12 protein-coding genes and 1 riboswitch are annotated in these 13,014 nt (G+C 35.2%); of the genes, 7 read left to right on the top strand and 5 right to left on the bottom strand.

The genetic code is table 11. The features are described from left to right. The first annotated feature begins 1 nt into the window (after position 1). Positions 2–213: riboswitch (cobalamin riboswitch) on the top strand. A gap of 30 nt (positions 214–243) precedes the next feature. Both AC3RVF_RS07515 and AC3RVF_RS07510 read left to right on the top strand, forming a co-directional pair. Then, positions 244–2,076 carry a TonB-dependent receptor gene (locus tag AC3RVF_RS07515; RefSeq protein WP_489693106.1) on the top strand — a complete coding sequence of 611 codons (1,833 nt, stop codon included), beginning with the start codon at positions 244–246 and terminating at the stop codon, positions 2,074–2,076. A gap of 12 nt (positions 2,077–2,088) precedes the next feature. After that, complete coding sequence (locus tag AC3RVF_RS07510; RefSeq protein WP_489689552.1) at positions 2,089–3,138, top strand: YncE family protein; 1,050 nt, start codon at positions 2,089–2,091, stop codon at positions 3,136–3,138. A gap of 78 nt (positions 3,139–3,216) precedes the next feature. Here AC3RVF_RS07510 and AC3RVF_RS07505 read toward each other — a convergent pair whose 3' ends face one another. Continuing rightward, the gene (locus AC3RVF_RS07505) at positions 3,217–4,611 is read right to left on the bottom strand and encodes a S41 family peptidase (RefSeq protein WP_489689553.1); all 1,395 of its coding nucleotides are present in this window, start codon (positions 4,609–4,611) and stop codon (positions 3,217–3,219) included. Positions 4,612–4,840: 229 nt separating this feature from the next. On the opposite strand from AC3RVF_RS07505, the gene AC3RVF_RS07500 reads away from it, so the two are divergent. The 4 genes from AC3RVF_RS07500 (at position 4,841) to AC3RVF_RS07485 (ending at position 6,956) form a co-directional block, all read left to right on the top strand. Further along, entirely contained in the window at positions 4,841–5,347 is a 507-nt protein-coding gene (locus AC3RVF_RS07500) for an RNA polymerase sigma factor (protein WP_489693105.1), read from the top strand. Next, positions 5,334–5,771: a hypothetical protein gene (locus tag AC3RVF_RS07495; protein ID WP_489693104.1), complete on the top strand. Its 438-nt coding sequence runs from the start codon at positions 5,334–5,336 to the stop codon at positions 5,769–5,771. The genes AC3RVF_RS07500 and AC3RVF_RS07495 overlap by 14 nt, the downstream gene beginning before the upstream one ends. A 104-nt stretch (positions 5,772–5,875) precedes the next feature. Next, complete coding sequence (locus AC3RVF_RS07490) at positions 5,876–6,415, top strand: DUF4252 domain-containing protein (RefSeq protein ID WP_489693103.1); 540 nt, start codon at positions 5,876–5,878, stop codon at positions 6,413–6,415. A 1-nt stretch (position 6,416) separates the two neighbouring features. Beyond that, the gene (locus AC3RVF_RS07485) at positions 6,417–6,956 is read left to right on the top strand and encodes a DUF4252 domain-containing protein (protein WP_489689557.1); all 540 of its coding nucleotides are present in this window, start codon (positions 6,417–6,419) and stop codon (positions 6,954–6,956) included. Between the two features lie 109 nt (positions 6,957–7,065). Here the strand turns inward: AC3RVF_RS07485 and purB are convergent, their stop codons facing one another. Further along, a complete protein-coding gene (gene purB / locus AC3RVF_RS07480; RefSeq protein ID WP_489693102.1) occupies positions 7,066–8,409 on the bottom strand; it encodes an adenylosuccinate lyase in 1,344 nt (447 codons plus the stop codon). A gap of 580 nt (positions 8,410–8,989) precedes the next feature. Here purB and AC3RVF_RS07475 point away from each other — a divergent pair. After that, on the top strand, positions 8,990–9,304 hold the full coding sequence (locus AC3RVF_RS07475; protein WP_489689559.1) for a hypothetical protein: 315 nt from the start codon (positions 8,990–8,992) through the stop codon (positions 9,302–9,304). A gap of 167 nt (positions 9,305–9,471) precedes the next feature. On the opposite strand, the gene AC3RVF_RS07470 is transcribed toward AC3RVF_RS07475, so the two are convergent. The 3 genes from AC3RVF_RS07470 to AC3RVF_RS07460 all read right to left on the bottom strand — a co-directional run bounded on the left by AC3RVF_RS07470 (position 9,472) and on the right by AC3RVF_RS07460 (position 12,838). Beyond that, positions 9,472–10,491, bottom strand: coding sequence for a helix-turn-helix domain-containing protein (locus AC3RVF_RS07470; protein ID WP_489689560.1), 1,020 nt, complete (start codon positions 10,489–10,491; stop codon positions 9,472–9,474). Positions 10,492–11,012: 521 nt separating this feature from the next. Then, complete coding sequence (locus AC3RVF_RS07465) at positions 11,013–12,053, bottom strand: SAM-dependent methyltransferase (protein WP_489693101.1); 1,041 nt, start codon at positions 12,051–12,053, stop codon at positions 11,013–11,015. A gap of 101 nt (positions 12,054–12,154) precedes the next feature. Beyond that, positions 12,155–12,838, bottom strand: a complete 684-nt coding sequence (locus tag AC3RVF_RS07460) for a class I SAM-dependent methyltransferase (RefSeq protein WP_489693100.1) — start codon at positions 12,836–12,838, stop codon at positions 12,155–12,157. Positions 12,839–13,014: the final 176 nt, after the last annotated feature.

Genomic DNA, 13,014 nt, shown 5'->3' with positions numbered 1-13,014 from the left:
CTATTTTTGCGATGAATTTTGGTAAGCAGTTTTCCACACTGGAAAATGCTTTTAAAAGGGAATTCGGTTAAAACCCGAAGCTGTTCCCGCAACTGTAAGTCGTCCCAATATATTTTGGGCGTGCATAACTTCAAAAACCACTGTCAGTCATAGGCTGATGGGAAGGTAGCACAAAAGACAAGCCAGGAGACCTGCCAGATTCATAATTTAAAAATATCAAACTTTCGGGATAAAGGTTGAATTATGAAACAAACTAGTATCCATATTATTTTATTTTTTTTGCTGTGTACGGTTTCTGCCTACGCGCAACTGGATAGCATTCAGCAATTGCCGGAAGTGATGCTTACCGATGCAAAACTCATTCATTTTTCAAAAGGGTTCAAACTAGAAAAACTCAATGATTCTGTTGTTGAAAGAAATGCCACTTCTTTAACTGAAACGCTTCGCTACAATACTTCAATCTACTTTAAAGAAAATGGTTTCGGAATGGTTTCATCTCCCTCTTTCCGTGGAACAAACGCCGCTCAAACTGCTGTGGTTTGGAACGGCATCAATATAAATTCGGTTTTTACGGGACAGACAGATTTCAATACTATTTCACCTTTAAATTACAATGAAATTGCAATAAGAAGCGGTGGCGGCGGTGTGCAATACGGCAGCGGTGCCGTTGGCGGAAGTATTCATTTAAACAACACATATACCTTCGAAAAGATTGATACTACTGCAATCGGACTTCGTTACGGAAGTTTTTCTACAATTGGCGGAAATGCAACCACTACTCAATCTTGGGATAACCTTTATTTAAATGTAGGCGTAGATTTTACTAGTTCTGATAACGATTACGATTATGTGGGTAAAAACCAAAAAAATCAACACGGTGAATTTCTGCGCTTAGCAGCTAATGTAAATGGTGCCAAAAAATTGAAGAATGGCGTTGCTACGTGGAATTCTGAATACACCTATAACGACCGTAATTTTTCTGGCAGTTTAAATACTATCGGCAAGGACGGTTATAAAGATATTGCAACACGTAACCTTTGGCAATTGCAGCAAAGAATTGGGTTATTTACAACAAAAGCTAGCGTTGCGCATCTTTTTGAACAATACCGCTATTATCCAAATAGTGAAAAACCTTTGTTTGACGAGGGCAGTGCGAACACATTTATAAGTGCCCTGCAATCTGAAGTTTTTCTTCGGGAAAAACTTCGGCTAAACGCAAAAGTTGAATACACATACATAAATGCCACTGGAGACAACGTGGGTGAGAATTTGCGAAAAACTTTAGCTGCTGTAATTCTGTTAAATCATAAAATTTCGAAAGATTTTAGCTACGGTTTAAATTTTAGAAAAGAATTTCTGAATGATTTTGACAACCCATTTCTTTTTTCGGCTGATGCTAAATGGCGACTTTCAGAAAAGTATGCGCTTCGTATAAACGGTTCAAAGAACTATCGCGTGCCAACCTTTAATGATTTGTTTTGGTACGCAGGTGGCAATTTAAATTTGCAGCCAGAAACTTCATATCAAATTGAATTGGGGCAGGAGTTTTCCGTTGGAAATTTGAAAGCAGATTTTGCGGCATTCTATATCTCTTCCGAAGATTTAATAAAATGGGTTCCTGCCAGCGGCAATGTTTGGGAGCCTATAAATATTAGTAAAACACGAAATTACGGCCTCGAAGCATCTGTTGGTTATTTTGTGAAAATTAACCAACAGCAATCGTTGGATTTTAGTGCGAATTATTCCTATACCAAAGCAGAAGATTTAGAAAAGCTGAAGCAGCTTATTTATGTACCGTTTCACAAAACGTCTGGCACATTACAATATAATTTCGCAAATTTCTCTGCTTATGCGCAAGGATTATTTAACGGCGAAATATACACAACTACAGACAATAGCGAGAGCCTCGATGCTTTTACGGTTTTTAATTTAGGAGCTGAATATGTGTTGCCATTTAATCCAAATATCACGGTAGGTGGCAGATTCAAAAATGTTTTTAATACCTATTACGAAAATGTGGCTTATCGGCCAATGACTTCCCGAAACTTTCAAATATTCTTAAACTTTAATATATAACAAATGAAAATTATGAAAAAACTATTGTTTCTATCTTTAACCACGATGCTTTTTATATCCTGTAGCAATGATGATGATGATGTGCAACCAGAAATTATTCCTGCAGCTTTTGAAAATGGAATCCTTATAACTAATGAAGGTCCGTTTAGTGGCGGAAGCGGAACAATTACATACATATCTGAAGATTACAGTACAGTTTCTCAAAATATTTATAAAACTGTGAATGGATCTGACTTGGGTAATATAGTTCAGTCTATGGGTTTTCAGGATGAGAATGCTTATATAGTTGTAAATAATTCGAATAAAATAATGATAGCCAATCGCTATACTTTCGAGAGTGTAGATTCGATAACAGTGGGCATTAACAATCCAAGATATTTTATGAGTGTTGATGGAAACAAAGGCTATGTAACCAATTGGGGCGATCCAAATGATAATTCTGACGATTATGTGGCAGTTTTAGATTTGAGAACTAATACTGTTTCTAGTACAATTCCCGTGGCTTTTGGTCCTGAGAAAATGGTTGTTTATAACGAGAAAGTATACGTTGCTCATCAAGGAGCTTACGGACAGAATAACTTGATTTCAATTATTTCTGCTAACGGTTTAGACGGAACAATTACGGTTGGCGATGTGCCAAATAGTATGGTAGTTTCTGGAAATTCCTTATTCGTATTATGCGGTGGAAATCCTGATTACACGGGTAACGAAACAGCTGGTTCTTTGGTAAAAATTGACCTTTCTACCGGACAAGTTTCAAACACATATAATTTCGGAACAACTGAACACCCATCAAACTTAACAATGGACGGAACGAGTCTTATATATGCAATGAATGGAAAGGTTTCTAAACTGAATAGTTTATCAGTCTCTTTACCGGGAAGCGATATTATTAATGGTTTCTTTTATGCGCTTCAAGCAAAAGATGGAAAGCTATATGCTACTGATGCGAATGATTTTGCAAGCCAAGGTTCGCTGAAAATATTTGATCTTTCTACAAACCTTGAAATTCAAGATTTGCAAACTGGTATAATTCCAGGTGGAATTTATTTTAACGAATAAACGCTTCTGATTTTAATGAAAAGACTCCCTTAAATTTTGAAATTTAAGGGAGTCTTTATTTTTTACAGGCTACCTAATCTAATTCCCAATCATTTTTCCGTTAATGGGAGAATTCGCTTTACTGTCTGAAATTTCCTTTAAACGCGGAGCGTCTGCGTTTCTTGGTACTGGTCTGCCAGCGATTTCGAATAGTGCTGCAGCAAGCAATGGTTCGTTTTCATCACCAAGTTGACCAAGATTGAAATAGTTTTCCTTTAAATTAATTTGTGGAAATAAACCATCAACAAAGTCTGTAGTTCCAGCTGCATTGGCTGTTTTAAACACTAAAGGAAGCATAGCATACGTATGTCCTGGATTTGCTGCACTTCTGCTAAATTGTGGAGCAGGCGCATCGTAAAGTAAAAAGGAGGCCTGAAACTTACCTGTAGTAGTGTCGCCCACTTGCACAGCATCGATATACGGTTTTAGTCCGTTAAGCACTAGTTCACTTGCAGAAGCAGATCTTCTGGTTGTAAGTATATAAACTTGTGAAAGATTTAAACTGTTTATAGCGCTTCCGTTGCTAATAGAGTTATCAAAAAGACCGTCTTCTGCATTTTCCTCTTGACGATCGTCGTTCCAAAATTCTTTGTAAAAAATCTGTCCGTTAAACTGTCCAGTAATCATACTCGCCAAATCGGTTGCAGTTTCTACTGAACCACCGCCATTGTATCTAAGGTCGAGAACGAGACTACTTACTCCATCAGCTTTAAATTGTGCGAAGGCATTATTTAGTTCAGTATCGTAATCTTTAATAAATCCGTTGTACATTAAATAACCAATTTTATTGCCATTCACGGTAAGTGTTTCGGCTTTGTAAACTGGATTCTCGTTATATTGAATTTTGTTTAAAAGCACAGTTTCACCAGTAGCGGTAAAGTTGGTGCCATCGTAAGTTGCAAGTCCGATAGAATAGCTATCTGCAGCGAGCAAATCATTAAAATTGTTTTCGTTTATTTGCTGGCCATCTATAGTGGTAAAAAGATCGCCGCGCACTAAACCTTGCGACTGTGCATCGGTATTTGGGAGCACGTAACGCACATAACCAAAAACATTTCCACTATTGTCTGGATAAAACACTAAGCCGAATTCCATTCCGTTGCTTAATGTAATTCCACTTAGCGCATTTTCAATTAAAGTATAATCGCTGAATAAACTGCTAAACCTATCTTGAGGCGACAATAAATAATTGAACAGGGTTTCAGGGGTTTGATAGTTGTCTAAAAATGCGTTTAAATCGTCTTGATTTGCAAAGGCGTCGTTCGCTAATTCTGGCGTATCCGCTTTGTACAGATAAAAATAATTTAGACCGCGGTAAATAAAATTCTGAATTTCTTGAGTTGAAGCCGTTTGAAGATTATCATCGGCATCTTCAAAACATGAAACAAAAAGGATTGAAACAGCTAAAAGGGAAATGAAAATTTTTCTTTTCATAAAAAGGTTTATTAAGGTATTCTGTTTAAACAGGTAAATTAGGGATTATATTGTAATGGTAAAAATATGCTTTTTTAGTCGAAATTGTTTCGAGACTTTTCAAAGTGAATAAATTTAGAATTGAAAGAGTATTTATGGAAGGTCTTGATTTTTTTCAAAAAAAGAATGTAACAAAAACTCAACCTGTTCGTCATTTAAATAGACGGCACACCAACCACAACCAACCAAGATGGAAAAGACCGAGTTTATTACGATAATAATGCCTTTTAAAGATAAGCTTTACCGCTTAGCAAAGAGGATTTTGGTCTCCAAAGATGAAGCTGAAGATGCTGTACAGGAAGTATTTTTGAAATTATGGAAGGGTAAAAAAGACATTGAAAATTATAAAAACCCCGAAGCGTTTGCAATTACAATGACGAAGAATTATTGTTTGGATCGGTTAAAATCGAAGCAGGCATCAAATTTAAAGATTGTACACAGCAATTTTCAAACTTCTGAAAATATTGAAAAGAATATTGAAGCGAATGACGGGGTGGAAATGGTTTTCAAAATAATGGAAACTTTGCCCGAACAACAGCGAATCGTACTCCAGCTGCGCGATGTGGAAGAATTTGAATTTTCCGAAATAGCGCAAATGCTTGAGAGTAATGAAACCGCAGTACGAGTGGCACTTTCCCGTGCACGTAAAACAGTTAGGGACGCATTGATAAAAAAATATAATTATGGAATTGGCTAAAATAAAAAAACTGCTGGATGCTTATTTTGAAGGTAACACCAGCCTTGCAGAAGAAAAAATGCTTCGAGATTATTTCAATAATGAAATCGTTGCGGATGAATTTGTTCAATACCAACCCATTTTTGCGGGTTTAAAAGCCGCAAAAGCAGAGCATTCAACTAAGGAATTCAATTTACTTGAATCTAAGTCAACGAGCGTTAAAAGTTGGTGGTACTCTGTAGCGGCAATACTTGTAGTAGCATTTGGGGTAGGTACTTTCTATTTTTCACAACCCAATTATACCCAAGAAGAAAAGGAAGCAGTTGCGGCTTTTGAAAAAAGCAAAGAAGCAATGCTGCTACTTTCCGAAAATTTAAATAAAGGTGCAGAACGACTTACTTTCGTGGGACAATTTGAAGATACTAAAGATAAAATTTTTGAATAAAGAATAGTTTAACGGAGTTTATCTTTCGCAGTATCAAAAGACGCTGTGATTGAAAATTTCAAAATCAATAAAAAACAGAAATAACAAAACAAAAATAAATAACGATGAAAAAAATAGCAATTTTAGTAGCACTGGCAATAGCGCCAATGGTTTCGTGGGCACAGAATGCTTTCGATTCCTTTGAAAACGAAAAAGATGTAACTTCGGTAGTGGTTACAAAAAATATGTTCAAACTTTTGAGTAAAATGGATTTAAACTCTGCCGATCCAGAAGCTCAAGCATACCTGAAAATGGTTAATGATTTAGAGAACATTAAAATATATACTACAGATAATCCTGCTGTTTCGCAAAGAATGGATGCTGCTGTAACAAAATATATTTCAACCTCTAAAAATTTAGGCGAATTGATGCGCATAAAAGAAGACGGCAGAAATATACGGTTTTACAGCAAAGAAGGAAAGAGCGAGAACTTTGTAAGCGAACTGTTGATGCATATGGATGGCATTGTGGACGGAAAACCTACAACCGTAATTATGAGCATAACCGGAAATATAGATTTAAAACAAATATCTAAACTTACCGAAGATCTAAAAGTTCCTGGGAGTGAAGAGTTGAAAAATATTGATAAAAAGCAAAGACAATAATATGGTACTTGTAAGATATTTTATAGCCTTAGTGCTCGGATTATTAACCATTACTTCCTGTAGTAACGAATCACTTCAGAAGTATTTGGTGGAAAAGCAGGACGACGATAAGTTTGTGAAAATGGACATTGCCGCTAGTTTGCTGCAAGGAAAAAATAGCGACTTTACCCAAGAGGAAAAGGACATTCTGAAAACTATTAAAAAAGTGAATGTAGTTGCGTATCCAATTATAGAAGGCGACACAGCCGATTACGTACAGGAAAGACAAGAATTGAAAGCTATTTTAGACCAAGAGCAATACAAAGAATTAACCCGAATTAAAAGCAATGACTGGAACGCCACCTTAAAATATACTGGCGATGAAGATGCCATAAATGAGGTTATTGTATTTGCAAGTGATGATAATCGTGGTTTTGCGGTTTTCAGATTGCTGGGAGAAAATATGCGCCCAGACCAAATGCTAAAACTTATGGAATCTGCCGAACGTGGCGATTTGGATGTCTCCAAACTAACAGGTTTCGGAGAAATATTTAAAGATTAATTTTCGTTGATTAATAGTTGAAAAAGGCTTCTCCCAATTTGGGTTGAAGCCTTTTTTTATTTCTTAATTGTTGAGGTTTTTTCCTCTAAAAAATTTGTGTTGTGTATTCTTAAATCCCCGTGTAGTTACTCGGAGTTATGTTTCGCATTTCCTGCTTTACGTTTTCCGGCACTTCCAAAGATTCAATAAAGTTAGCCATCGAAGTTTGGTTGATACGTTCGTTTGTGCGCGTAAGTCCTTTTAAAGCTTCGTATGGATTTGGATAACCTTCGCGGCGAAGTATTGTTTGTATTGCTTCCGCAACAACCGCCCAGTTATTTTCAAGATCTTCATTAAATTTTGGCTCGTTTAGCAATAATTTGTTGAGTCCTTTTAAAGTTGAATAAAAGGCAATAAGTGTATGTCCAATTGGCACCCCAATATTTCGCAACACCGTACTATCTGTTAAATCACGCTGTAATCTGCTAATAGGAAGTTTTGCTGAAAGATGCTCAAAAATAGCATTTGCTATTCCTAAGTTTCCTTCACTGTTTTCAAAATCAATTGGGTTTACTTTATGTGGCATTGCGCTGCTACCAATTTCTCCCTCTTTAATTTTTTGTTTGAAGTAATCCATCGAAACATAAGTCCAAACATCGCGATCTAAATCAATCAAAATATTGTTTATCCTTTTTAAACAGTCAAAAAGAGCGGCCATATGGTCGTAATGCTCAATCTGTGTAGTAGGGAAGGAGTGGTGTAACCCTAAAGTATTTTGCACAAATTTTTGAGCAAATGCTCGCCAATCTACATCTGGATATGCAACTTTATGAGCGTTAAAATTACCCGTTGCGCCACCAAATTTCGCAGCGCTTTTTATATCGTTCATTAAATCGAACTGCTCTTCAATACGCACTACAAAAACTTCTAATTCCTTTCCTAAACGGGTCGGAGAAGCCGGCTGTCCGTGCGTACGGGCAAGCATTGAAACATCTGCCCAATCTTCGGAAAGTGATTTCAATTTATTTTTAACTTCCATTAAAAGTGGCACATACACGTTGTTGATGGCATCTTTTAATGAAAGCGGAATCGCAGTATTGTTTATGTCTTGTGAAGTCAAACCAAAGTGGATGAATTCTTTATATTTCTGAAGATTTAATGCGTCAAATTTTTCTTTTATAAAATATTCAACCGCCTTTACATCGTGATTTGTAACCTTTTCAGTTTCCTTAATAATTACAGCGTCTGTTACTGAAAATTCAAGATAAAGATCTCGAAGATTCGAAAAAAGACTTCGGTCGAAGTCTGCTAACTGCGGCAAATCTAATTCTACCAAAGCAATAAAATACTCAATTTCCACTTGCACGCGGTAACGGATGAGCGCCTCTTCAGAAAAATACGGAATAAGACTTGAAGTTTTTGAAGCGTATCTGCCGTCTATAGGCGAAATGGCTTGTAAAGAATTGGTATACATGGTTTAAATTTTAAAAGCGCAAATATACAAAACGCTACCGAGTTAAATAGAAAGGGTTTCACTTATAAATGAAGCCTATTATTTGTAAATAGAAGGAATTGCCAATAATTTATAGTTTTAAGATAAAGGATAGTTAATTAACAATACGTCTAAGTTTTTTTATGATTTTGTTAGGCCAACGCACTTTCAGTAATGATTAACTTAGTCTTGAAAAAGGAAATGATTTATTAATTTAAACAAATTTGCTATGAGTACACAAAATCAAAATGAGCAAAGGAATCCTCAAAATCAACAAACAAATCAGCAGAGGAATCCGCAAAACAGACCACAGAACCAACGCAATGAAGAGGAAGAAGAATAGGCGTTTGGATTAGAAATGTTCGTATCCGGGATTATGGGTACAGTGAAACCCCTTAATCATCGAAATGAGAAAGGGGTTTCATTTTTGTGGGGATAAAAAATATAATCGTAAAAATAGATAAAAGAATAACTTGGATGCTAGCATATTAGCATATTTCTTTTACTGTTTATTTAAGGGAAAGATGAAAATTTGAAACTAATTCAATAAAAAAATTTAAAGATGAGTGATAAAAATGTAAGTCCGAAACACAGCACTGGTAAAGGCGCACAGGCAGAGCAACATAATGCTGATAGCGAAGAAAGCTATGTTGAAAATTCTAAAGAAGTTAAAAAGGATGAATCTGATGATGGCGATTATTTGAAAAATAAATGGAAACAGATTTCAAAAGATTTTGAAAAGACCTATAATTTAGATGTTAGTGAATCTGAATATAAAGGCGAGTCTTTTTCAGATACACTTAAAAAGTTGGAAACAAAAACTGGTAAGTCCAGAGTAAATTTAGAAGACGAAATTAGAAATTGGGAGAATAGCTAATACGGTAGTTTATTGCTTTATTTTCAGCTATTTCACTAAGAGATGATATGGGTTAATGATTAACTCTTTTGAGTTAATATGTAGTTTTAGGAATTGCTACATTAGCCTCGAAAAGAAATGCTATGAAGAAGAAAGCCCCGACTGAAAATTTTTCAGCGGGGTTTTTTTTATTTGCTTCTGTACTTTTTACGAAAATCTGAGGGAGAGATATCGTGTCTTTCCTTGAAGATTTTCGAAAAGTAACTTTTACTGCTCAACCCTATAGCATTCACAATTTCTGAAATAGTTAAATCAGTTTGGGTTAAAAGTCCATAAGCGGCATCTAACCTTTTTTTCTGAATGTGGTTGTTTACCGTCGCACCGTACAACTTTTTAAAACCTTCCTGCAATTTATTGATGTTAAGTCCCGCTTCTTTAGCCAGAATTTCAACAGTTGGTATTTGCGAAATATTGTTGTCTATCAAATTTGCAATGAGGTAAATTTGTTTCAATTCAGACGAACGCAGTAAAGTACGATTGCTTTCTTCTATGCTATCGTCTTGGTATTGTAGAATTTGGTGCGATAGTATTTGATAAGCCATACCTTCTAAAAAGAGTTTTCGCATAAAATTTTCTCCAGTAAATTCCGTCATTTCGTCAAGAATCACTGAAATGTTGAGGCTATAATTTCCGTTGTAATAAAAGGTTCCGTTGCCTTCAATATCTTTAAAAAGCTGTAGAAGCTCGTCGTTAAGGCTATTAATATCGCATTCCATTTTTGCCTGAAACGTTCCTCTTTCTATTTCTAGACTGTTCACCTTAATTTTCTGGTTCGCCTTAAAAAATAAAACGTGGCCGTTGTGCTTACTACTAGCAACAATAGCATTTTGAAATTGATTAATTTCGTGTAGCTCATCTTCGTTTTCAAAGCGATGTTTCAGCGTTCCATTAACCGTATATAGAAATTTAAGTGGGTGAATATTATTCACAACAAAATGTATTTCCATATCCTTATTAAACATACAGTCGTATTGAATAAGCCCCAATCCGCCATCGAAGTTGATGCCGCGAATGCTACCTTCGCCCACTGATGGTGGCAGCTGCAGTAAATATTCGCCGCAATTTTCGGTATAATTAATGTCAAAATTGGCGGCAATGTCTCTAATAACTTCTCTTAGGGGAAGTGAGTTTACTTGAATGCAATTCATTTTGTTGGTTCTTTTGTGGTAGCAAATTACTATTTCCTACTCAATAGATTACCACATATACGGTTATTGTTAGCATTAATGTTCTTTTTGTTACGCTTTGGATACTAATTAGTTTGCAGATTTTGCCTTAGAAAAAAAACCGCCCAATTCAGTTTTGGCGGTTTTCTGTGAAGTTTTGCGTGTTATTCGTAATATCTTTTGCGTTTTTTTCGCCGTTCAAGGATAAATGAAAATAACAGACAAATACCCAAAACATAAAATGCTGTTTTGGCTGGTTCAATTGGGCCAAATCCTAGGCCTAAAAACCCAAGGACTGCGGTCACTGCTGCAAGAAAAAGAAACAAGATGGTCCAAATCATTGTGAGGAGATTATTGGTTTGTAAATGTTTCGCTATCAACTTTATAAATATATTGAATGGTAATTCTTTTAACTAATTTATTTCGAATAATCTTTAACACATTTCAAAAAGAAGTGGTTTTTGTTATAAAAGTGTGTAATATTTAATAAATCTGAATTTTTACTAAAACCATTTTTCGTCATTTTTAATGCCTGTTTCTAGGTAGAAATGCATGAGTCTTTTAATAGTGTTTCTTGTTGAAATTCCTTTTTTAGAAATGATAGGAAAACGATCTTTAAATTTTTCTTGATCTATATAAACATTGCACGGTTTCGGAGTTTTTACATAATCGTCAATTGAAGAATATGGCTGTACTGCCCCTTTAAATGCAAGAAAATGTTTATACTTCCAAATACCTTGTTTGAAAGACTGATACTGAAATTTCCCAGATTTACTATTTATTACCTGTACGTTGGTTCTATTTCCAAAGAAGTTAGATATTCTGCTAATAAATATTCCAGGATAATAAGATCGATGCAAGATTTTGATGGACGGGAAAACATTTTTAGTAATGTCTTTTAATAGTACAGATTTAAACCCAATGTTTTCAGCTGTTTCACAAAAGTTTTTTTCAATAATAAATTTGTGAATCGCCCATGAATCGCCCCATTTTTTCAATGTTTCTGCTTCAATTTTACTTTGAGTAGGTCTCGTAAAATAGTCCGAAATTAATAATCTGCCTCCGGGTTTTAGAATTCTAAAAGCTTCGGTAAAAAAATCGCTTTCATTTTCTGCGTGCACGATACTTTCTATACCCAAAATAACATCGAATGAATTATCTGGAAACGAAGTATGACAGAAATTTTGCACTGAAAATGCAACTAAATCATTGGGGTCATTATTTTTCTTGTATTGCAATGCACGTTCAATATGTGCTTCTGCAAGCGAAATGCCATGCACCGAACAACCTATATTATTTGCAAGAAAAAAAGAGGTGCCTCCAACGCCACAACCTGCATCAAGTACGAGATCTTTATTAGTTATTTGTGCGTGCTTTGCAACTTGATAATTCATATTCCAAAGTGCTTGGCGGTGGGTGTTGGTGTCCTCATCCCAATAACCATAATGCAAAGCCATAGAATCTTTTAATTGCCAAACTATTTCATAATCACGTAAAGATTCGTCGTAATAGGTGGTTATTTGATGTTGGTATTTTTTATTCATTTTTTCGAATAACTCAAAGCGGTTTTATTGGGCTAAGATATAGAAATGGCAAATACACCGCCTAAATTCGATGCCTGTTTCTGAAAAAATATTAAATAATTTTATTTTCTTGCTTGCAGATGTATCCAATAATCTTCTTTAAAGCAAATTTCAACATTACTAAAACCAACCTGCTTTAACCACTCTATTTGAAGTAAATAATCTGTTGGTTTGTCGAATGCTTTGTAATGTTCCATAACCCAGGTCCATTTTTCGCCATCTGGAAAATTACCATTTACAAACGCTTCCCATTGTACTAATAAGTTTGCGTGATCTGGATTTGTTTTATTTATCATTAAATCACTATATGAAAATATCCCCCCTTCATTTAAGGAATTATAGATATTCTTAAAAACAACTTGTTTTTCGTTTTCATCGCAATGATGGAGGCTAAATCCGGCTAAAACAAGATCATAACTATTAGTATTAAATAGAAAATCTTTGAAGTACTTATTCGCATATATAACATCGTACGCTTTAAATTGATTTTGACATAAATGTATCATCTCAGCAGATGCATCAACCAATGTATATGTAGCATTTGGAAAATAGGGAAGAAGTTGAGCGGTTACATTGCCATTGCCACAACCCAAATCTAGAATATTTTTAGGTTTAAAATTATTTGGAAGGTTTGTTGCGAAACTTGAAATTTGCTGCAAATAATGTGGCACGCAACCAATCATGTCATTGGTATAGTTTTTTGAAAAATCGTTAAACTCGAGCGCTATGTTTTCTGCAGTTTTCATTTGAGCGATGGTTAGACAATATCCTTATTTCTATATTTCTATGACTTTTAATATGTCAAAACATTTGTCCATTTTAGAAGAAACAATAGTAAAATCGTTATTCCCGTACTGGAGTATATTGCACCTTGCCAGTAAAAAAGTCTCGTTCCCCAATGGTTCCACAACTTTATACCATA

The sequence above is a fragment of the Aequorivita sp. IT1183 genome (assembly GCF_058068265.1).
This window is presented reverse-complemented; position numbering and strand designations above follow the sequence as displayed.